At 63.0% G+C, this 21,283-nt stretch carries 17 protein-coding genes; 12 read left to right on the top strand and 5 right to left on the bottom strand.

The genetic code is table 11. The features are described from left to right. Positions 1–63: 63 nt before the first annotated feature. From H0482_RS00895 to tpiA, 3 genes are all read right to left on the bottom strand, one after another. Positions 64–1,692, bottom strand: coding sequence for a CTP synthase (locus H0482_RS00895; RefSeq protein WP_193728154.1), 1,629 nt, complete (start codon positions 1,690–1,692; stop codon positions 64–66). 112 nt (positions 1,693–1,804) lie between these two features. Then, positions 1,805–2,281 (bottom strand): preprotein translocase subunit SecG, encoded by a 477-nt coding sequence (secG, locus tag H0482_RS00890; RefSeq protein WP_193728153.1) that lies wholly within the window; start codon positions 2,279–2,281, stop codon positions 1,805–1,807. Positions 2,282–2,430: 149 nt separating this feature from the next. Further along, positions 2,431–3,186, bottom strand: coding sequence for a triose-phosphate isomerase (gene tpiA, locus H0482_RS00885; RefSeq protein WP_193728152.1), 756 nt, complete (start codon positions 3,184–3,186; stop codon positions 2,431–2,433). Positions 3,187–3,308: 122 nt separating this feature from the next. Between tpiA and H0482_RS00880 the strand changes: the two genes are divergently transcribed. The 8 genes from H0482_RS00880 to lexA all read left to right on the top strand — a co-directional run bounded on the left by H0482_RS00880 (position 3,309) and on the right by lexA (position 11,845). Then, entirely contained in the window at positions 3,309–5,183 is a 1,875-nt protein-coding gene (locus tag H0482_RS00880) for a peptidylprolyl isomerase (protein WP_193728151.1), read from the top strand. A gap of 29 nt (positions 5,184–5,212) precedes the next feature. Beyond that, entirely contained in the window at positions 5,213–6,721 is a 1,509-nt protein-coding gene (trpE, locus tag H0482_RS00875) for an anthranilate synthase component I (RefSeq protein ID WP_193728150.1), read from the top strand. A 224-nt stretch (positions 6,722–6,945) separates the two neighbouring features. Then, positions 6,946–7,545, top strand: a complete 600-nt coding sequence (locus H0482_RS00870; protein WP_193728149.1) for an anthranilate synthase component II — start codon at positions 6,946–6,948, stop codon at positions 7,543–7,545. Beyond that, complete coding sequence (gene trpD, locus H0482_RS00865) at positions 7,542–8,564, top strand: anthranilate phosphoribosyltransferase (protein ID WP_193728148.1); 1,023 nt, start codon at positions 7,542–7,544, stop codon at positions 8,562–8,564. The genes H0482_RS00870 and trpD overlap by 4 nt, the downstream gene beginning before the upstream one ends. Then, complete coding sequence (trpC, locus tag H0482_RS00860) at positions 8,561–9,373, top strand: indole-3-glycerol phosphate synthase TrpC (protein WP_193728147.1); 813 nt, start codon at positions 8,561–8,563, stop codon at positions 9,371–9,373. The genes trpD and trpC overlap by 4 nt, the downstream gene beginning before the upstream one ends. A 2-nt stretch (positions 9,374–9,375) precedes the next feature. Continuing rightward, a complete protein-coding gene (moaC, locus tag H0482_RS00855; protein ID WP_193728146.1) occupies positions 9,376–9,855 on the top strand; it encodes a cyclic pyranopterin monophosphate synthase MoaC in 480 nt (159 codons plus the stop codon). After that, positions 9,852–11,054, top strand: a complete 1,203-nt coding sequence (locus H0482_RS00850) for a molybdopterin molybdotransferase MoeA (protein ID WP_193728145.1) — start codon at positions 9,852–9,854, stop codon at positions 11,052–11,054. Before moaC ends, H0482_RS00850 begins: the two co-directional genes overlap by 4 nt. Positions 11,055–11,131: 77 nt before the next feature. Next, entirely contained in the window at positions 11,132–11,845 is a 714-nt protein-coding gene (lexA, locus tag H0482_RS00845) for a transcriptional repressor LexA (RefSeq protein ID WP_193729044.1), read from the top strand. Positions 11,846–12,649: 804 nt separating this feature from the next. Here lexA and H0482_RS00840 read toward each other — a convergent pair. Then, the gene (locus H0482_RS00840) at positions 12,650–14,458 is read right to left on the bottom strand and encodes an IlvD/Edd family dehydratase (protein ID WP_193728144.1); all 1,809 of its coding nucleotides are present in this window, start codon (positions 14,456–14,458) and stop codon (positions 12,650–12,652) included. 303 nt (positions 14,459–14,761) lie between these two features. Between H0482_RS00840 and H0482_RS00835 the strand changes: the two genes are divergently transcribed. The 4 genes from H0482_RS00835 to H0482_RS00820 are packed head-to-tail and all read left to right on the top strand — an operon-like array spanning position 14,762 to position 19,129. Further along, a complete protein-coding gene (locus H0482_RS00835) occupies positions 14,762–15,667 on the top strand; it encodes a 2-dehydro-3-deoxygalactonokinase (RefSeq protein ID WP_330998204.1) in 906 nt (301 codons plus the stop codon). 12 nt (positions 15,668–15,679) lie between these two features. Next, positions 15,680–16,291, top strand: a complete 612-nt coding sequence (locus tag H0482_RS00830; protein WP_193728142.1) for a 2-dehydro-3-deoxy-6-phosphogalactonate aldolase — start codon at positions 15,680–15,682, stop codon at positions 16,289–16,291. After that, entirely contained in the window at positions 16,288–17,163 is an 876-nt protein-coding gene (locus H0482_RS00825) for an SMP-30/gluconolactonase/LRE family protein (RefSeq protein ID WP_193728141.1), read from the top strand. The genes H0482_RS00830 and H0482_RS00825 overlap by 4 nt, the downstream gene beginning before the upstream one ends. 10 nt (positions 17,164–17,173) lie before the next feature. Beyond that, the gene (locus H0482_RS00820; protein WP_193728140.1) at positions 17,174–19,129 is read left to right on the top strand and encodes a beta-galactosidase; all 1,956 of its coding nucleotides are present in this window, start codon (positions 17,174–17,176) and stop codon (positions 19,127–19,129) included. Here the strand turns inward: H0482_RS00820 and H0482_RS00815 are convergent. Beyond that, a complete protein-coding gene (locus H0482_RS00815) occupies positions 19,098–21,251 on the bottom strand; it encodes a ComEC/Rec2 family competence protein (protein WP_193728139.1) in 2,154 nt (717 codons plus the stop codon). The genes H0482_RS00820 and H0482_RS00815 overlap by 32 nt on opposite strands. Positions 21,252–21,283 lie beyond the last annotated feature (32 nt).

Below are 21,283 nucleotides of genomic sequence, written 5' to 3'. Positions count from 1 at the left end.
GTCTTGAAATGTCAGCTCGAGTGCTTAGCGGGCTTGCCCTTGCGTGGCAAGAACCCCGCCCGGTCAGACCAGCCGGCTCTGGTCCATCGCCGCCGCGATGAAGCTGGTGAACAGCGGATGCGGCTCAAACGGCCTGGACTTGAGTTCGGGGTGGAATTGCACGCCGATGAACCAGGGATGATCCGTGCGCTCCACAATCTCTGGCAGCGTGCCGTCGGGCGAAACGCCGGAGAACAAAAGACCGTTCTTTTCTAGAAGCTTGCGGTAATCCATATTCACCTCATAGCGGTGACGATGGCGCTCCGAAATGCGGGTCGTGCCGTAGATGTCGGCCACGCGCGAGCCGCGCGTCAGCTGGGCCGGGTAAGCGCCGAGGCGCAGCGTGCCGCCCAGGTCGCCGTCCGAGGCGCGGCTTTGCGTCTCGTTGCCCTTCACCCATTCGGTCATCATGCCGACCACCGGCTCCTTGGTCGGGCCGAATTCGGTGGAGGATGCATTCTTGATGCCTGCCGTATTGCGGGCCGCTTCGATGCAAGCCATCTGCATGCCGAAACAGATGCCGAAATAGGGTACGTCCTTGGTGCGGGCGAAGCGGGCTGCTTCGATCTTGCCAGCCGAGCCGCGCTCGCCGAAACCGCCGGGCACGAGAATGCCATGGACATGGTCGAGATAGGGCGCCGGTTCATCGCGCTCGAATACCTCGGAATCGATCCACTGGATATTGACCTTGACCTTGTTGGCGATGCCGCCGTGGTACAGGGCTTCCGACAGCGATTTGTAGGCGTCCCTGAGACCGGTATATTTGCCCACGATCGCGATATTGACTTCGCCCTCGGGATTGTGGAGGCGCTGCGAGACTTCCTCCCAGGCCGACAGATCGGGCTCCGGCGCGTCGGTGATGCCGAAGGCGGCAAGGATTTCGCGATCCAGCCCCTCGCGATGATAGGCCAGCGGCACGTCATAGATCGAAGACACGTCCAGCCCCTGAATGACCGCGCTTTCGCGGACATTGCAGAACAGGCTGAGCTTTTTCTTCTCACCTTCGGGAATCGGCCGGTCGCAACGCACCAGCAGTACATCGGGCGCGATGCCGATGGAGCGCAATTCCTTGACCGAATGCTGGGTCGGCTTGGTCTTCAATTCTCCCGCCGAGGGGATGTAGGGCATCAGCGTCAGATGCAGATAGGCCGCGTGGCCACGCGGCAAATCATTGCCGAGCTGGCGAATGGCCTCGAAATACGGCAGGCCCTCGATATCGCCGACCGTGCCGCCGATTTCGACGAGAACGAAATCGAAGTCCTCATTGTCTTCGAGAACGAAGTTCTTGATGGCGTCGGTAACGTGGGGAATGACCTGCACGGTCGCGCCCAGAAATTCGCCGCGGCGCTCTTTGGCCAGCAGGTCGGAATAGATGCGGCCCGTCGTGATATTGTCGCGCTTGTTGGCGGAACGGCCGGTGAAGCGCTCGTAATGGCCCAGATCGAGGTCGGTCTCGGCGCCGTCATCGGTGACGAAGACCTCGCCATGCTGGGTCGGCGACATCGTCCCCGGATCGACATTGAGATAGGGGTCGAGCTTGCGCAGGCGGACCTTATAACCGCGCGCCTGCAGCACAGCGCCAAGCGCCGCCGAAGCGAGACCTTTGCCAAGGGAGGAAACCACGCCTCCGGTGATGAAAACGTACCGAGCCATGGGCGATCACCATAAGCATATCAACAACGATTCGCAGAGTGGGAAGCCCGCTCTACACAAAAAGAAGAAGGGGATGTCGCCATCCCCTTTTCCGGTTACGCCTTTCGGCGGATCAATTGCCCGTCGGCGCGGACGGCGTTTCAGGCGCAGGCGCCATCATCGTGTCGGCGTCGGGCGTGATTTCGGTCTCAGCGGGAGCGGCGGGCACGGGCAGGTCGGTGCCGGTGGTCTCGGCCGGAGCGGCGGGGGTCGTCTGCGCAGGAATCGGCAGATCGCCCTGCATGGCGCCGAGCGCGTCGAGAACGGTGGCCGGCTGCTGCCCCTCGGGCGTCGTCGTGGCATTCCGAAGAATGTCGGACGTCGTGCGGTCCAGTTCGCTCAACAGGGTCAGCCCGATGGCCGAGGCAAAAAACAGAGTGGCAAGGATGGCCGTGGTGCGGGTCATCAGATTGCCCGACCCGCGCGGCGCCATCATGCCATTATTGCCGCCACCTATGCCCAGCGCGCCACCTTCGGAGCGCTGCATCAGGATTACCACGATCAGCGCCAATACGATCAGCAGATAGGCGGCGAGCAGAGCATTGGCCATGTGTCGGTCTTGTCTTCGCGTCAGGCCGGATCGGGTGAAAAAGCCACCAGCTCCGGTTATGAAAGGATGGGGGGTCATACACCCCTCTAACGGCAAATACCAGCCGGTCGCGGCGATTATTCGCCCCAACCGGACAGCGTTCCGTTCAGCTACACAGCCGAGATAATCGTATAGAAGTCCTTTGCCAAGAGGCTCGCGCCACCAACAAGGCCGCCATTGACGTTTTCGATGGCCAGAATATCGCGGGCATTCTGCGGTTTCATCGACCCGCCGTAGAGGATGCGGATAGTGGCGGCGTGGTCAGCGCCGAAGCGGCCCTCGAGCCTAGAGCGGATGGAGGCATGCATGGCAGCGATGTCTTCAAGCGTCGGCGTACGCCCGGTGCCGATGGCCCAGACCGGCTCATAGGCGATAACGACTTCGTGCTGTTCGGCGGCATCGGGAATGGAACCGGCCAATTGCGCCGCCACCACGGATTCGGCTTCGCCGGCGTCGCGCTGCGCTTCGGTTTCCCCAACGCATATGATCGGCTTGAGGCCGGCGCCGATGGCCGCTTCGGCCTTGGCGCGCACCACATCATCGGTCTCGTTGTGGTCAGCGCGGCGCTCGGAATGCCCCACGATGACGAATTGCGCACCGGTATCGGCGATCATTCCCGCCGAAATGTCGCCGGTATGGGCGCCCGATGCTGCCATGTGGCAATCCTGGCCACCAGCGAGAATGCCGCTTGAGGCGCCCTGTGCCGCCACGATTGCCAACAAAGTGGCGGGCGGGCAGATCGCAACCACGGCGCGCGGAGCAGCGCCGGCCGTCAGCAGACGCGCCAGTTCAGCAAGCTCTTCCAGCGAGTGGGTGAGCCCGTTCATCTTCCAGTTTCCGGCGATCAGCGGTGAAATGGTCGTCAATCTTGCTACTCCTGCCTCTTGCGCCGGAGAGGGCTTTGTCCTAACCCCGGCAGTCGAATTGTCTTACTAGTCCGGCCCCTGCCCTTGGGTAAAGGCTATGACCCCAAACTGGAACGTTTGAAATGCTCGATGGTTTGCGTGATTTTGCAAAATCCTGGCCGGGAAAAATTCTTGGCGCATTTCTCCTTGTCGGCGTCGCGGGCTTCGGCATCAATAATGTGATCGTCGATCTGGGCAGCAGCAATGTCGCCCGCGTCGGAAACGAAGAGATCAGCGCGCGGCAATTCCTGCGGGCCTATCAGAGCCAGGTCAACGCCCTGTCGAGCCAGATCGGCACCATTCCCACCACCAGCCAGGCGCAAGCGATGGGCATTCCTACCGCAGTGCTGCTGGGCCTGTCGGAAGGCGCGGCACTGGACGGCCTTGCTGATCAGTTCGGGCTTGGTGTGTCCGATGCAAAGCTGGGGCAGATGCTGCGCGAAGATCCCTCGTTCCAGGGCACGCTTGGCACGTTTGAGCCGGCAATTTTCTCGCAGACGCTGCAACGCGCCGGCTGGACCGAGGCCGAATATTTCGCCGTGCGCGGCGACGAGGCCAAGCGCGACCAGCTCACCGACTCGCTCTTTGCCAATATCGGCCTGCCTTCGGTGGCCATCGAACTGGTTACCGATTATGCTTCGGCGACGCGCACGATCGATTATATCGCGCTGGGCGAGACCAATATCGAAACGCCTGCCGAGCCGACCGAAGCCGAGCTTTCGGCCTATCTCACCGAGCATCAGGGCGAATATCGCACTGTCGAGACGCGCAAGGTGCAATTGCTCGACCTGTCTCTCGCCTCGCTTGCTGCGACCCGGACCTTCGAGGAGGCCGAGATTGCCGCCGAGTTCGAGCGGGTCAAGGATACGATGACCACGCCCGAGCGCCGCACCATCGAACAGGTGGTCCTCAATACACCGGAGCGCGAGGCGCAGTTTGAAGCAGGGCTCGCTGCGGGCACTGATTTCGGCGCGCTGATCGCCGAAGCCGGCGTTACCCCCACCAGTCTTGGTACCCTGGCGCGGAGCCAGGTGACCGATGCAAGGTTGGCCGAGGCTGCATTCGGCCTTGCCGAAGGCGAATTCGCCATTATCGCCGGCATTGGCGGCAAGCGCGCCGTGCATGTCGCCGCCATCGAATCCCAGGGCCAGCCGACGCTGGAAGAAGCCCGCGCCGACATCGTCGCGCGCCTCGGCACCGCCGCAGCCCGGACCGAAATCAACGACGTTCTCGACCAGATCGAGGAATTGCGGGCTGCCTTCCAGCCTCTCGACGCCATCGGCGACCGGTTCGGCCTTGACGTTTACGAGATCGATGTCACCGCTTCGGGCGCGGAACTGTCCGCCCTGCCCAATCTGGCCCCGACCGACTATGCCCGCGTGGCTCAGGCGATTTTCAGGGCCCAGGACGGGCAATTGCTTCCTTCCGTAGCGCTGGGCGGCAATGCGCATCTGTGGTTCGACCTCAAAAATGTCGAGCCTGCCCGCGACCAGACGCTGGACGAGGTGCGTGACGCCATCGTCGCCGCCATTACCGAGCAGCGCGTCAACGAGGCTCTTCTGGCACTGTCCGAGACTGTGGTCACCCGGTTGGAGAACGGCGAGGCGCTGGCGGATATTGCCTTCGAGCTGAATACATTCCCCCAGATCAGCACCCCCTTTACCCGTTTCGGCTCCGACGATGGCTTCATCGACGGCACGCTGGCCTCGGCGGTCTTTGCCGGCGGCCCGGGCCACAAGGGATCGGTGGTCAGCGAAAGCGGCGAGTTCATCATCTTTGACGTGGTGGACAATGCCGCCCCGGCTGACGCCCTCGACGCACAGATCCTTGCCAGCCTCGGCAACGAAGCCCGCAATGGTTTCTATGCCGAATTCGTCTCGGCCCTGCGCGACGATGCCGGGTTGCGGGTCAACCAGCAGGCGCTCAATCAGCTGCTTATCCAAAATTTCGGCGAATAGGCCGAGCCAGAACACGGAACCAGACCAAAATGGACGACGACTTTTCCAAGACCTTTGCCGCGCAATATGACGCCGGAAAGTCTGGAATCGTCTGGCGTCGCGTCGTGGCCGACCTGGAAACGCCGATCGGCACCTATCTCAAGCTCGCGGCCGGGCGTACGCATTCCTTCCTGCTGGAAAGCGTTCAGGATGGCACCACGCGCGGCCGTTATTCCATCATCGGCCTGTTGCCCGACCTGATCCTCAAGGTCGAAGACGGCAAGGCGGCGATCAATCGCTCGGCGCAATCGGCTCCCGAGGCTTTCGAGCCGCTGGATGACATGCCGCTCGATGCACTGCGCGCCCTCGTGGCCGAAAGCCGGATCGAGATGCCGGCTGGCCTGCCGCCGCAATCGGCGGGCATTTATGGCTATCTCGGCTATGAGATGGTCCGCTACATGGAAGTGCTGCCGAACGGCAATCCGGACGATCTGCAGACGCCAGAAGCAATCCTGATGCGGCCATCGCTGCTCGCCATTTTCGATACGGTCAAGGACGAGCTTTACCTGACCGCCCCCGCCTATGTCCGCGCCGGCGTCACCGCCGCGCAGGCGCTGGAGGCCGCAGAAAGCCGCATCGACGACGCCATATCCCGGCTGTCAAGGGCCCTGCCCACCAGTCCCGCGCTGACCGATCTCGAATCCATTGCCGTCACCAGCAATACGTCCCGAGACGACTATTTCAGCATGGTGGCGCGCGCCAAGGACTACATCAGCGCCGGGGATATTTTCCAGGTCGTGCTGAGCCAGCGCTTCTCGGCCGATTTTACCCTGCCGCCGACGGCGCTTTACCGGGCGCTGCGGCGGACCAATCCCAGCCCCTATATGTATTTCCTTGATTTCGGCAGCTTCGCGATTGCCGGATCGAGCCCGGAAATCCTCGTCCGCGTGCAGGACGGCGACGTGACCATCCGACCCATCGCCGGAACCCGCAAGCGCGGAGACAGCCCGGCGCGGGACAAGGAACTGGCGGAAGAACTCCTGTCCGATCCCAAGGAATTGTCCGAGCATCTGATGCTGCTCGATCTTGGCCGCAACGATGTGGGCCGCGTCGCCAAGACCGGTACGGTCAAGGTTACGGACAAGTTCTTCCTCGAATATTATTCGCACGTCATGCACATCGTTTCCAACGTGGTCGGTGTGCTGGACCCGCAATATGATTTCGTCGATGCCCTCTCGGCGGGCTTCCCGGCGGGCACGGTTTCCGGCGCGCCGAAGGTGCGGGCCATGGAGATCATCGACGAGCTGGAAAAGTCGCGCCGTGGCATTTATGGCGGTTGTGTCGGCTATTTCGGCGCCGACGGCACCTTGGATACCTGCATTGTGTTGCGCACCGGCATCGTCAAGGACAACACGCTATATGTGCAGTCCGGCGCCGGTATCGTCGCCGACAGCAAGCCGGAGCTTGAGCAACTCGAATGCGAGAACAAGGCGCGCGCCCTTTTCAGCGCCGCCGAAGAAGCGCTACGCTATGCCGGCGAGGCAGGTTTGGGGCAATGATGGCAGCGCAGACGTCTACCATGCTTCCCTTCACCGTCATTGCCCGGCCGGTCCGGACAATCCATGGCTCGATGCCGCATCGCATGGACCATAGGGAGAGGTCCCGTGGTGACGTCATTGAGAGATCGTCAAATCGATGGCGGGGCTGGTTCTGAAAACAGGGATCGCTGCGCTGGCCGCAATGCCCCTTTGGTTAGAAACAGCCTACTGAGGACCGAGCCAAAATGACCAAGATTCTCGTCATCGATAATTACGACAGTTTCACCTACAATCTCGTCCATTTCCTTGGCGAACTGGGCGCGGACATCTGCGTCAGACGTAACGACAAGATTACGCTTGATGAAATTGCCGCCATGGCGCCGGAGGCCATCGTGCTTTCGCCCGGTCCGTGCACGCCGAACGAGGCCGGCATCTGCCTTGCGGTCATCGATCGCTTCAAGGCGGACATTCCCATGCTGGGCGTCTGCCTTGGCCATCAGGCCATGGGCCAGGCGCTGGGCGGCGAAGTCATCCGCGCGCCGAGCCTGTTCCACGGCAAGACCAGCCGCATCAATCACAATGGCAAGGGCATTTTCCGTGGCCTCAACGCCGGATTTGAAGCCACGCGCTATCACTCGCTGATCGTCAGCGCGGAGACCCTGCCCGATGTTCTGGAGGTCACGGCAACCACCGATGACGGCCTCGTCATGGGCATGCAGCACAAGAGCCTGCCCCTGCATGGCGTGCAATTCCATCCCGAAAGCATCGCCTCCGAGAACGGCCACGCGCTGCTACAGAATTTCCTCAACATTGCGCGCGATTTCAACTTGGAAAAGGCCGCGTGATGGACATCAGGCAAGCTCTCGGCAAAATCGCGGACCGTAAGGATCTGACCGGCGAGGAAATGCGCTCGGTGATGCGAATCATCATGGGCGGCGAGGCCAGTTCGGCCCAGATCGGCGCCTTTCTCATGGGCATGCGCATCAAGGGTGAGAGCGTCGGCGAAATCGCCGCCGCCGTCTCCATCCTGCGCGAGCAGATGGTGCCGGTCATCGCGCCCGAAAACGCCATCGACATCGTGGGCACGGGCGGCGACGGCGTCGGCAGCCTCAATATTTCCACCGCCACCGCCCTGGTCGTGGCCGCTGCGGGCGTGCCGGTCGCCAAGCACGGCAACAAGGCCTTGTCGTCCAAATCAGGCTCCTCCCAGGCCCTAGAAGCCCTGGGCGTCAGGCTCGACCTGACGCCGGAGCAGATCGGCAAGACCATTGCCGAGGCCAATATCGGCTTCATGTTCGCGCCCAACCACCACCCCGCAATGCGCCATGTCGGCCCCGCCCGGGCGGAACTGGGGGTGCGGACCCTCTTCAACCTTCTCGGCCCCCAATCCAATCCTGCCGGAGTTCGCCGTTACCTGCTCGGCGTTTATGCGCAGGAATGGGTGGAGCCGGTGGCGGCGGCGCTGCTGGCCAATCGCGCCATCAAGGCCTGGGTGGTCCATTCCAGCGAAGGGCTGGACGAGCTTTCCACTTCCGGCCCCAATTTCGTCGCCCAGATCGCCAACGGCGATTTGCGCAGCTTTGAAATTCACCCCGAAAAGGTCGGCCTCTCACTCACCGATCCCAAAGACTTGCTGGGCGGCGAGCCCGCCGACAATGCCGCGGCCATCCTCGCTTTGTTCGAGGGGGCTCCGGGCGCCTACCGTGATACGGTGCTTCTCAATGCCGGCGCGGCCCTATTGGTCGCCGACAAGGTTGAAACCATCGAGGATGGCATTGCCTTGGCGCGCGAGACCATCGACAAGGGCAAGGCCAAGACAACACTCGCCCGCCTGGTGGCGGCATCGAACGGACGAGCGGAATGACCGATATTCTCAAGCAGATCGAAGCCTATAAGCGCGAGGAGATTGCCTCCGCCAAGTCCATGCGGCCCTGGGCCGAAGTAGTCGCGGCTGCGCATGACCAACCGGCGCCGCGCGGCTTCGTCAAGGCGATCAAGGACAAACGCGCGAGGGGCGAATATGCCCTCATCGCGGAGGTGAAAAAGGCCAGCCCCTCCAAGGGCCTGATCCGTGCCGATTTCAACCCCGCCGCGATTGCCCGGGATTACGAAACGGCCGGCGCCGCCTGCCTTTCCGTGCTGACGGACCGTCCCAGCTTTCAGGGCTCTCCGAGCTATATGATCGAGGCCCGCGCCGCGACCAGCCTGCCGGTCCTGCGCAAGGATTTCCTGTTCGAGACCTATCAGGTCGCCGAGGCGCGCTCCTGGGGTGCCGATTGCATTCTCGTCATCCTCGCCGCCGTGGACGACGATGCCGCCCGCTATCTGCTCGATTCCGCGCAGGAATGGGGCATGGACGCCCTTGTCGAAGTGCATGACCAACTCGAACTTGATCGGGCGCTGGCGCTCGACGCCAAGTTCATCGGCATCAACAATCGCAATCTGCGCACCTTCGAGACGACGCTGGAAACGACGGTCACGCTGGCCGCCGGCGTTCCCGACGATGTGCTGCTGGTCAGCGAAAGCGGCATCATGACCCACGAACATATCAAAATGCTCGATGAGCGCTGCAATGTCGGCACCTTTCTCGTCGGTGAAAGCCTGATGCGGCAGAACGATGTTGTCGCCGCCACGCGGACGCTGCTGATGGGCGCGGCCGAAACGGGACACTGACCGTGTCGGGGAGCCTCACGCATCTCAACGAGCGGGGCGAGGCCCATATCGTCGACATCGGCGACAAGTCGGTCACGCGCCGCCGCGCCGTTGCCCAGGCGCGGATCAGCGGCGCGGAAGCCACCATTGCCGCCATATTGGCTGGCGACATGAAAAAGGGCGACGCCCTGGCCGCTGCCCGCATCGCTGGCATTATGGCGGCCAAGAAAACCGCCGAACTGATCCCGCTCTGCCATCCCATCCCGCTCACCAAAGTCAGTGTGGACATTGCCGGGGACGGCGCCGCCAGCATCAAAATCCTCGCCAGCGCGGAAACCAATGGACAGACCGGCGTCGAGATGGAGGCACTCGTCGCCGCCTCGACGGCTGCGCTCACCCTTTACGACATGGCCAAGGCGCTCGACCGGGGCATGGTCGTCTCCGACATCCGTCTGCTGGAGAAATCCGGCGGCAAGTCGGGCGATTATGTGCATCAGCCATGAGCCTGATGCCCGTCGAACAGGCGCTGCAAGCCATTCTCGCCCGGGTTCCTTCCTCCCTGTCGGAATCCGTGCCCCTCACCGCCGCCGCTGGCGGAGTGCTCTCCGCGCCAATCATCGCCGCCCATGATCAGCCGCCTTTCGATGCCAGCGCCATGGATGGCTATGCCATGCGCGCCGCCGATGTGGCCGAGGGTGTCGCCTTGCGCGTTGTGGGCATGTCGCAGGCAGGGGCGCGTTTTTCCGGCGTGATCGGGCCGGGCGAAGCCGTGCGCATTTTCACCGGCGCGCCGCTGCCGCCGGGTGCCGACACCGTCATCATGCAGGAAGAAGCCGTGCGGGATGGCGACCTAGTCCGTTTCACCGGCCCTGCCCGGCTCGGCCACAGCGTCCGGCCCAAGGGTAACGACTTCATGACGGGTGATGTGCTGGTCGCGGCCGGATCGCGTCTCACGCCGATGCAGATTGCCGTGGCCGCCGCCGCCAATCAGCCATCGCTTTCCGTCGCTCGCCGGCCGCGCATCGGCCTCGTCGCCACCGGCGACGAACTGGTTCTCCCCGGTACGGCGCTGGCTCCCGATCAGATCGTGGCATCCAACAGCTTTGGCCTCACGCCGATGCTCTCCCCCTATGCCCAGGCCGTGGATGACTGGGGCATTGCCATTGACGATCCTGTCCTGCTCCGCCAGCGCCTCGCCGAGGCGTTCGCGGCCTCGCCCGATATTCTGATCACCACCGGCGGCGCTTCGGTGGGTGAGCATGATCTGGTTCAGGACGCCTTGAAGGATCTCGGCGTGACGCTGGATTTCTGGCGGATCAATATGCGTCCCGGCAAGCCGTTGATGTTCGGCACTTGCGGCAAGACCCTGGTTTTCGGGTTGCCGGGCAATCCGGTCTCGGCCATGGTCACCGCCATTGTCTTCATCAAGCCGGCATTGCGGGCCTGGCTGGGCTATGCCGAACCGGCTCACTGGCGCCTGCCCCTCGCCGGCCCGACGCCGCCCAACAGCGCCCGGCGCCATTTCATGCGCGCCAATCTGCTGCATACGCCCTCCGGGCCGCAAGTCATGCCCATCGCCCAGACCGATAGCGGTCACACCTCTTCGCTGGCCTATGCCGACATGCTGATCGTGCAGCCCGAAAGTGATCCCGGCCAGCCCGCAGGGGCCTTCGTTGAAGTGCTGCCCATCGACGCCTTCTAGTTTCGGCGCTATTGCAGAACATAAATGGAACAGATATGGTCGTTCCGTCTATGTTCCGATTCTGGGGTCTGGGGCCGATGCTGACACGCAAACAACACGAACTGCTGATGTTCATCCACGAACGGATGAAGGAAAGCGGTATCCCGCCCTCCTTTGACGAGATGAAGGACGCGCTCGATCTGGCGTCCAAATCGGGCATCCACAGGCTGATCACCGCGCTCGAGGAACGCGGCTTCATCCGCCGCCTGCCCAATCGGGCTCGGGCGCTGGAGGTGATCAAGCTCCCCGATTCGATGAACCCGTCGCTGGGCGGCCGCAAGGCGCGTTTCGAGCCTGCGGTGATCGAAGGCAATCTGGGCAAGGTGGCCTCACCACCATCCCGCGCCAGCGCGCAGGACGATTATGCCCGTCCGGTTTCCATTCCGGTCATGGGCCGGATCGCGGCCGGTACGCCGATCGAGGCGATCCAGACCCATTCCCACACCATTGCCGTGCCGCCCGAAATGCTGGGCGCGGGCGAGCATTACGCCCTGGAAGTGCGCGGCGATTCGATGATCGATGCCGGTATTTTCGATGGCGATACGGTCCTGATCAAGAAGCAGGAAAGCGCATCGACCGGCGAGATTATTGTCGCCCTGGTCGATGACGAGGAAGCAACTCTCAAGCGCCTCCGTCGCAAGGGCGACACGATTGCGCTGGAAGCGGCCAACCCCGCCTACGAAACCCGCATCTTCCCGCCGGACCGCGTCAAGGTCCAAGGCCGACTCGTGGGATTGCTGCGGAAATATTGATCGAGCCAGTGTCGCGCCGCTTCAGCGCGCTCGGCTCGCTGCCTCTTTGCTTGTGATGGCGTAACTTCTCTCGCTCCAGCCGCTCCCGCGCCTCCCTCCCCCTTGAGGGGAGGGAACGAGGGTGGGGGGGGCCGCAGCTTCAAAAAACACCGAGTCCCATCGGACTCACAAACACTCTCACCCTCGCTCGTCATCCTCGGGCTTGCGTGAATTGAAACAAGACTTATCCCCTCTATCCCCCTCCCCCGAAACCTCAGGCACATTATCCGCACTCCTGCACAGGCTGCGCGGTCGCGACGAACAATCGGTGTGGGGGACCGGATGGAGAAGGGGTCGCCTTTCTTCCGTTCGCGCCTATGGACGGACCCCCGGTACTCTCCCCGGGGAACCATGTCGGGCCCTTCCGGCTGCACCGGATCGGCAGCTGCCACGTCGCCAGCAGGGCGAAGACGAAGCAGTCCCTCATGGATCGGAGCGGACGTAATTCCGCCGGGCCCAGCGCGTCGAACGAGCCGCCGGTGCGTGGGGCGAGGTTTTCCTCAACCTATACCTTTGCCGGACCACCGGCACCGAGGCGAATTTCGCCCCACGCCGCAACCATTTCGAGTTGTGCGGCGAAGCCGACATATCGGTCCGGTGGACCGATATGAAACGAGAAGGCCATGAGCGCCAAGCTCGAATGGCGGTCTCTCTCCACAGCAAACCCGGAGGCACTTCGCCGGCCGGCGTTTCGTCATGCCTCTGTCCCATCCCGAAAAGACCGGCCCGAACGACAGGGCCGACCCAAGGCAGACAGCCAAATGATCAGTGGTTGTCGCGCGGCAGGCCTTCCGTCTGGGCAATGCGCTGATACTTGACCGCGGGCCGCAATACGGCGCCGCTGCCGAGTTGATCGACCAGGCCGCGCTGGATTTCCTGCCAGGGCGTCTGATGCCGGGGATATTGATACCCACCAGCTTCGTCCAATACACGACGGCGCTGTTCGATTTCGGCATCGGAGATCAGGATATTGGCCTCGCCCCTGTTGAGGTCGATGCGCACCATGTCTCCGGTCTTGAGGATGGCAAGATTGCCACCGGCCGCCGCTTCGGGCGACGCATTGAGGATCGAGGGCGAACCGGAAGTGCCGGACTGGCGCCCGTCACCGATACAGGCCAGCGAGGACACGCCCTGCTTGATCAGGTAATCGGGCGGCCGCATGTTGACCACTTCCGCCGCGCCCGGATAGCCGATCGGCCCGGCGCCGCGCATGAACAACAGGGTATGCTCGTCGATCTCCAGCGCAGGATCGTCGATGCGCCGGTGGTAATCTTCCGGCCCGTCGAACACCACGGCCTTGCCCTCGAACATGCCGGGATGGGCCGGATCGCTAAGATAGCGTTCGCGGAACTCGGCGCTGATCACGCTGGTCTTCATGATGGCATTGTCGAAGAGATTGCCGCGCAGCACCAGGAATCCGGCCTCGGCCTTCATCGGATTGTCGAAATGCCGGATGACCTTGTCGTCCTCGATCACCGTCTGGCGGCAATTTTCGCCGATGGTTCTGCCATTGACGGTCGGCGCATCCTCGTGAATGAGCCCTTGCTGCATCAATTCATTGACCACCGCCGGCACGCCGCCAGCATGATAATAGTCCTCGCCGAGATATTCGCCGGCAGGCTGCAGGTTGACGAGGAGTGGCACCTTCAGCCCGTGCTGCTGCCATTCCTCGATATTGAGATCGACGCCGATATGGCGGGCAATGGCATTGATGTGGATCGGCGCATTGGTCGAGCCGCCGATGGCGGAATTGACCACGATGGCGTTGAGGAAATTGTCCTTAGTCAGGATATCGGAGGGCTTGAGGTCTTCATGCACCATCTCGACGATACGCTTGCCGGTCCGCCATGCCATCTCCTGGCGGTCGCGATAGGGTGCCGGAATGGCGGCGGATCCGGGCAATTGCATGCCCAGCGCCTCGGCCAGCGAATTCATCGTCGTCGCCGTGCCCATCGTGTTGCAATAGCCGGCGGAGGGCGCGGAAGACGCGACTAGTTCGATGAATTTGGGATAGTCGATCTCGCCGGCCGCCAGCATCTGCCGCGCCTTCCAGATGATGGTGCCCGAGCCGGTGCGCTCGCCCTTATGCCAGCCATTGAGCATGGGCCCGACCGAGAGCGCGATGGCCGGAATATTGACGGTCGCCGCGCCCATCAGCATGGCCGGGGTGGTCTTGTCGCAGCCGATGGTCAGCACCACGCCGTCGAGCGGATAGCCGTAGAGCACTTCCACGAGGCCGAGATAGGCGAGGTTGCGGTCGAGGCCCGCCGTCGGACGCTTGCCGGTCTCCTGGATCGGATGCACCGGAAACTCGATGGCGATGCCGCCGGCTTCGCGGATGCCTTCCCGCACTCGCTCCGCCAGAACCATGTGATGACGATTGCACGGACTGAGATCGGAGCCGGTCTGGGCGATACCGATGATCGGCTTGCCCGACTGCAATTCTTCGCGCGAGACGCCGTAATTCATGTAGCGCTCCAGATAGAGCGCCGTCATGTCGGGATTGTCCGGGTTATCAAACCAGGCGCGCGATCTCAGCTTGCGGCCATCTGCGCCGCCATTGTCTGCACTCATCATCTTTATCCTAATATGTCCGCCCGGCGGACTTGGAGGCCAAGCTGAAACAGGTGTAGCACGCCAGATTGCTGTGTGAACGCCAATTGCCGAAAAAATCATACAATTCCAAATTCAGCGATGCGATGCTAAAAATCTGCCTTGGGGAGCAGCCGATCTTACCGGCCCGGCAGCATGCGCAAGCGGCCCGCGCTATGACTGTCGCGGCGAGCTGGAATCGGCTGGCCTCATCCCGGCATCGCCGATAGGGTCGCGCACCGCCGGGACGACAGCGCCAAGTGAGGAACGAGTTTGACAAAGAATGTGACATGGGTGGCAGTGGATTGGGGCACCTCCAATCTTCGAGCATGGGGAGTCGGTGCGGATGGCGCAATTCTGTCGTCCGCCAGTTCGGAAAAGGGCATGGGCAAGCTGAGCCAGGCCGAATTTCCCGCCGCATTGGCCGAAATTGCCGGCCGGCTGACGCTGCCGCCCGGCCCCATGGAGGTGCTTGTGTGCGGCATGGCCGGCGCGCGCCAGGGCTGGCTCGAAGCGCCCTATCTCGAAGCCCCCGCCGATCTGCGCGACCTCGCGGCCAATGCGGTGCGCCCGGACATGGCGGGGTCGGATTTGTCTGTCGCCATCCTGCCCGGCGTCTGCCAGCGCCAGAATGGCGAAAACGTCATGCGTGGCGAGGAGACGCAGCTTCTGGGCCTCGCCGCTCTCAACCCAGACTATTCCGGCCTTGTCTGCATGCCGGGCACCCATTCGAAATGGGCGCAACTTGAGGGCACCCGCATCGAGCACTTCTCCACCGCCATGACCGGGGAATTGTTCGAACTGCTCAAGACCCATTCGGTGCTGCGTCATTCCCTGACGGGGCCACTCGATGGTCCGGGCCGCACCCAAGGCTTCAAGGCTGGCGCTGCGGACGGGCTGGAACGACCCGACGATCTGCTCGGCCAATTGTTTCGTGTCCGCGCCGGCGCCCTGCTGTCAGGGCGGGAACCGGACTGGAGCGCCGGCTACCTGTCCGGTCTATTGATCGGCACCGAGATCGCCGCAAACCGTAACCGGATCAGCACCGATCCCGTGCCGCTGATCGGATCGCCTACGCTCTGCGCGCTTTATGAAGAGGTGCTGGGTATGTCCGGCGCCAGCGGCCGCACCGTCGATGCGACCGAGATCGTTCTGGCCGGGCTTAAGGCCGCGCGCCAGCATTTTTCCTGAGGACTGCAGAGCATGAACCATCGCCATATCATCGCCATCCTGCGCGGTATCCGCACCGACGAAGCGGTTCCGGTCTGCACCGTGCTCGCCGAAGCCGGGATCACCTTGATCGAGGTGCCGCTCAATTCGCCCAATGCCGTGGACAGTATTGCACTTGCGGCCAAGGCGCTGTCGGCCCGCGCGGAGATCGGTGCCGGAACGGTGCTGTCGCCGGAGGACGTCCGAGCCGTTGCCGGAGCCGGCGGCACATTCATCGTCTCGCCGGATACCAATGTGGATGTCATCACGGAAACGGTGCAGCTCGGCCTGAAATCCTATCCCGGCGTGTTCTCTCCGACCGATGCGTTCACGGCCATTCGCGCCGGGGCGACCGGCCTCAAGTTCTTTCCTGCCGAGGTGCTGGGCGCCAGGGGCATCAAGGCGATGAAAGCGGTGCTGCCGCCTGCCCTGCCCCTCTATGCCGTGGGCGGCGCCAATCCCGACAATTTCCACGAATTCTTCGCCGCCGGCTGTAGCGGGTTCGGCCTCGGCAGCTATCTCTACAAACCGGGAATGAACGCCGACGACGTGGCGGAGCGCGCGGCACTGGCCGTCGCCGCTTATGACAGGGGTGCCAAAGCATGAGTGACACGGCGAAGCTGCTCATCGACAGCCAATGCGCGCTGGGCGAAGGCCCGATCTGGCATGATGGCCGCCAGCAATTGTTCTGGTTCGACATCAACAATCGAACGCTGTTCGCTGCCGGCGCCGACGGAGTGCTCGCGAAAGAATGGCATTTCGAGGAGATCGTGGCCGCTGCGGCCATCATCGATGACACCAGTCTGGCGCTGGCCACTGAAACTGGTCTCAAGCGATTCGAACTGGCCAGTGGCGCGATGCAGACTATCGTCGATATCGAGGCCGACATCCCCACTAACCGGACCAATGACAGCCGCGTGCATCCCTCCGGCGCCTTCTGGATCGGCACCATGGTCAAGGACGAGGGGCCAAGGGAGGGGGCGGTCTATCACTATCGGACCGGGAAACTGACGCGGATCCGGACAGAGGCAGCTATTCCCAACGCCACCTGTTTCTCCCCCGATGGCCGCATTGCCTATTGGACCGACACACCGACGCAGAAAATCCTCAAATGCGAGACCGACCCGGCGACCGGCATGCCCATCGGCGAATGGACACTGTTTGCCGATGTCTCGGAGCATCGCGGCTATCCCGATGGCGCCGTGGTCGATAGCCAGGGCTATATCTGGAACGCACGCTGGGGCGGCAATTGCGTCATCCGCTACGCGCCGGACGGCTCCATCGATCGCATCGTCGAGGTGCCGGTCAGCCAGGCCACCTGCCCCGCCTTTGGCGGCAAGGATCTGAAGCGCCTGTTCATCACCACCGCCAACAAGACCCTCTCCGCCGAGCAACTTGCAGCCGAAAAGGTCGCTGGCGGCGTGTTCTTCATCGATCTGGATGTTCCGGGCCTCCCGGAAGCCAGGATCAAACTCTGAGACCAGTCCCATGAATCCGAGCATCGGCGTCTGTTATTATCCCGAACACTGGCTGGAGGAGTGGTGGGACAATGACGCCAGGCGCATGGCCGAAATCGGCATCAGGATCGTGCGCATCGGCGAATTCGCGTGGTCGCGGCTGGAGCCTGCCCCCGGCCAGCTACAGCTCGGCTGGATAATCCGCGCCATGGATGTGCTGGGCCGGCATGGGCTCAAAGTCATCGTCGGCACGCCCACTGCGACGCCACCCCGCTGGATGATCGACAAGCACCCCGACATGCTGGCCATGGACCGGGAAGGTCGGCGCAAGGGGTTCGGCTCGCGCCGTCATTACGACTTCTCCCATCTCGGCTATCGGGAAGAATGTGCGCGCATCACCCATATTCTCGCCGAGGCATTGGCCGATCATCCGGCCCTGGCAGGCTGGCAGACCGACAATGAATATGGCTGTCACGGCACCACCTATTCCTATTCGCCGGCGGCACGTGACGGCTTCCGCCTCTGGCTGCAACACAAGTATCAAACCATCGAGGCGCTGAACCGGGCCTGGGGCAATGTCTTTTGGTCGATGGAATATTCGAGCTTCGAGCAGATCGACCTGCCAAACCTGTTGGTCTGCGAAGCGGCGCCGGCTCATGAACTGGATTTCCGCCGCTATTCGTCCGATCAGGTCGCCGCCTTCAACAAGGTGCAATTCGACATCCTGAAAGCGAAGCGCCCTGATCTGCCGGTCATTCATAATTTCATGAGTCGCTATGCCGAATTCGACCACTACGACGTGGCCGAGACGCTCGACATCGCGTCCTGGGATTCCTACCCGATCGGCCATCTGGCCACCAGCAATGAACCCGACGAGATCAAGCGGCACTACCTGCGTCAGGGCGATCCCGACAATGCGGCCTTCCACCACGATCTCTACCGCGCCGTGGGGCATGGCCGCTGGTGGATCATGGAGCAGCAGCCGGGGCCGGTGAACTGGGGTGCGTTCAACCCCGATCCCCTGCCCGGCATGGCGCGACTCTGGGCCTGGGAGGCGTTTGCCCATGGCGCCGAGGTCGTGTCCTATTTCCGCTGGCGGCAGGCGCCATTCGCGCAGGAGCAGATGCATGCCGGCCTGTTGCGGCCCGATAGCGAGCCTGCGCCGGGCTATCACGAAGCCGAGCAGGTGGCCCGCGAACTGGCGGAAACCGGCCTTGAGGGCAAAGCCCTTCAGGGCAGCATCGCCTTGATCTATGATTATCAGAGCGAATGGGCCTGGGAAATCCAGCCGCAGGCGGCGGGCTTCCGCCATGGCGATCATGTGCGAGCGCTTTATTCCGCCTTCCGCAAGCATGGGCTGGATGTTGATATATTGCCTCCCTCGACCTCGAATTTTGCCGGCTATGACATCGTCGCCATCCCCGCGCTGCTGTTCTGGACGGATGCATTGAGAGAAGCCGTGGCCAATTTCGAAGGCCATGTGCTGATCGGGCCGCGAACCGGATCCAAAACCGAGAACTTCGCCATTCCTGCCAAACTCGGTCCCGACCTGCCGCAGAACCTTCTGGACGCTCGGGTAATGCGGGTGGACAGCCTGCCCGCCGGAGTGGATGTCGCGGTCAAGGGTGGCGGCGCAGCGCGGCTATGGCGGGAGAAAACCGAAGGCGGCGCCGAGGTGATCATGGAGGACGTGGAAGGCGTGCCGGTGCTGTTGTCGCAAGGCAAGCTGTTCTACCTCACCGCCAGCGGCGATCGGGCCTTGATCCAGCGCGTAGCCGATTATCTGCTGGCCGAGGCCGACACATCGATCCTCACCCTGCCCGCCGGCGTCCGCTGCCGCAGGCGCGGCAAATTCCGCATCTATGTGAATTATTCCTCGGGCCCGCAGACGATTGCCCTCGCCGCCGATGAAACCGGCTATGTGTTGGGCGACACCGAGATGGCCCCCGCCGGTATCAGCGTGGCGAAACTCGCCAGGGCCGATTGAGATTGACCATTGCCGGGCGAATATCGAACCGCCCTTCATGCGCGTTCCAGTGCAGCCAATGCACGCCCCCGGCAGCCAATTGCGCCGGTCCGATCACGTCTGCGCCGGCAAAGCAGGAGGCGGGCGGATAGATGCGGGCGACCAGCAGATCGTGTCGCCCGCAATCCTCGGCAAAAGCTGCGGCATTGCGTATGATGGCGATCGAAAAATCGGGGGTCTGAACGATGCAGCCAAGGCTGTCGCAGACCGTGCCGGAATGGTTCGCGGCGATTTCGGTCTGGTAATTGCGGCTCCAGACATTGACCGCAAAGCTGCCCGCCCTGCCGCTGGCCAATGCCATAGTTTCACCGTCGCGCACGGCGATGGCTTGAGTGGAATCTGCGATCAACACGTCGGGACGCGGCTCAAGACCGAAGAGGAAGACGAGAGGCACCAGCAGCGCGGGAGCCAGCAGGCGCCAGCGGTTTTCCAGAAAGCCGAACCAGGCCAGCGCCACCAGCCCGCCTATCAGCGTCCAATTGGCAAGCAATGGGTTACCGGTCAGCCCTTCGCTCCAATGGGCCACAATTTCGGCCACCAGGAGCATGCCGTCGATGCCCCACCCCATGATTTGGAAGAAAAATCCGTCGAGCCCCAGCGGCATGACCAGCATGGCGACCACGCCGGCCCACATGATTAGCCCGACAAATGGCAGGGCCATGACATTGCCCAATACGCTGAGCGGAGCGGTCTGCTGGAAGTGGTAGGCGGAGAACAAAAGTGTCGCCAGCCCCGCGATAAAGCTTGTCCAGGCCGTAGCCGCCACCAGATGCCACAGCCGCTCCAGCCTGGTGCTGGCCGCCGCGAAGGGCCGGGGCAGTTCGTAAATGCCGATGAGCCCGATCACGGCGGCGAAAGAGAGCTGGAAGCTGGGGCGGAAAACGCTGGCCGGGTCGATGGCGATGACCACAATCGCGGCGATGGCGACATTGCGCATGGTCAGCGCCTGCCTTCCCGCCAGAACGGCGCCAAAGATCAGGGCGAGCATCAGGGTGGACCGGAAAGCGGGAACGTTATCCACCCCGCCGGCCAATAGCAGATAAAGAAAGGCCGCGACGATGCCGATCAGCGCGGCAATCTGCTTGATCGGCCATGTCACCAGCGCCGGCAGCGAGGCCAGCAGCAGCCGCACCAGCCAATAGAGCCCCCCCGCGACGATGGAGAGATGCAGTCCCGAAATCGAATAGATATGAGCGAGGCCCGAAGCGGCCATTACGTCCCGGGTTTCGTCGGAAATATCGCTCTGGTCGCCCATGACCATGGATTTTCCGATGGCGGCGCTGGACCCGTGCAGAGCGAGGTCGATGCGGGCGGCGATAAAATCGCGCAGGCCCTGCACCTTCCGCCCGAGATCACTGTCGCTTCCCTCTATGATGCGTTCAACCGCGCCCGTGGCGCCGCCATAGGCTCCCACGCCGATGAAATAGGCATGGAATTGACCATCATGCGATCCGGGCAGGACCGGGCCGGGCACCGGTGCCAGCCGCAGCGCGGCGCGCAGGCGGTCACCGGGCCGCAGTTCCGGTTCCGCCGGCAGCGACAGACGCGCCCGCCTGATATCGAGCGGTCGAGCGCCCTCCCGTGGCACGATTTGCGAAACCACCACCCGCCGCTGGCTGTCATCGGCGGACAGCACCTCATCGACATGCGCCTCGTAAACGCCATAGGCAGGGAAGGCGAGCATGGGTGTTCCAAAGAGGGCGGCGTGAGCCGGCAGCAGACAGAAGCCGAACCAGAAGGCGCTCAGTTGCACGGCAATGCGCAGGACATTGAGCGAATGCGTCAGCCCGGCCGTCAGCAGCAGGAACACAACGATACCCGCGCCGCCCAACAGGAGCGGCGAGGTCGGTTCATCGTACATCAGGGCATAAAGAACCAGCCCTGCGATCATGCTGAAGGGCAGCACGACGAAAAGGCGTCGATTTTCAGCGGCATGCGTGAATGCGGTCAGAAAACTGCGCCCCGCCGAGACCAAGCCCGCACCATCTTCAGGCCGGGGCGGCCATTGCTGCCGCGCCGACCGATTGGTCCTGACTGTCCATGCCTCCTGCCCGGCCACGATGCGCCCCACCCTTGCGCTCAAGCGGGCCTATGCTACACACGGCCCGCAATTCC

The organism is Devosia faecipullorum (assembly GCF_015158295.1).
Lineage (GTDB): Bacteria > Pseudomonadota > Alphaproteobacteria > Rhizobiales > Devosiaceae > Devosia > Devosia faecipullorum.
The sequence above is the reverse complement of the archived record's forward strand: the minus strand, read 5'-3'. Positions and strand labels throughout refer to the sequence as shown.

What these genes read in the sequence shown, in the direction of transcription:
- H0482_RS00895 (WP_193728154.1), bottom strand. Translation starts at nt 1,692, where the DNA reads ATGGCTCGGTACGTTTTCATCACCGGAGGCGTGGTTTCCTCCCTTGGC.
- H0482_RS00870 (WP_193728149.1), top strand. Translation starts at nt 6,946, where the DNA reads ATGACCAAGATTCTCGTCATCGATAATTACGACAGTTTCACCTACAAT.
- H0482_RS00880 (WP_193728151.1), top strand. Translation starts at nt 3,309, where the DNA reads ATGCTCGATGGTTTGCGTGATTTTGCAAAATCCTGGCCGGGAAAAATT.
- H0482_RS00830 (WP_193728142.1), top strand. Translation starts at nt 15,680, where the DNA reads ATGAACCATCGCCATATCATCGCCATCCTGCGCGGTATCCGCACCGAC.
- trpC (WP_193728147.1), top strand. Translation starts at nt 8,561, where the DNA reads ATGACCGATATTCTCAAGCAGATCGAAGCCTATAAGCGCGAGGAGATT.
- H0482_RS00825 (WP_193728141.1), top strand. Translation starts at nt 16,288, where the DNA reads ATGAGTGACACGGCGAAGCTGCTCATCGACAGCCAATGCGCGCTGGGC.
- H0482_RS00820 (WP_193728140.1), top strand. Translation starts at nt 17,174, where the DNA reads ATGAATCCGAGCATCGGCGTCTGTTATTATCCCGAACACTGGCTGGAG.
- lexA (WP_193729044.1), top strand. Translation starts at nt 11,132, where the DNA reads ATGCTGACACGCAAACAACACGAACTGCTGATGTTCATCCACGAACGG.
- trpE (WP_193728150.1), top strand. Translation starts at nt 5,213, where the DNA reads ATGGACGACGACTTTTCCAAGACCTTTGCCGCGCAATATGACGCCGGA.
- H0482_RS00850 (WP_193728145.1), top strand. Translation starts at nt 9,852, where the DNA reads ATGAGCCTGATGCCCGTCGAACAGGCGCTGCAAGCCATTCTCGCCCGG.
- secG (WP_193728153.1), bottom strand. Translation starts at nt 2,281, where the DNA reads ATGGCCAATGCTCTGCTCGCCGCCTATCTGCTGATCGTATTGGCGCTG.
- H0482_RS00840 (WP_193728144.1), bottom strand. Translation starts at nt 14,458, where the DNA reads ATGAGTGCAGACAATGGCGGCGCAGATGGCCGCAAGCTGAGATCGCGC.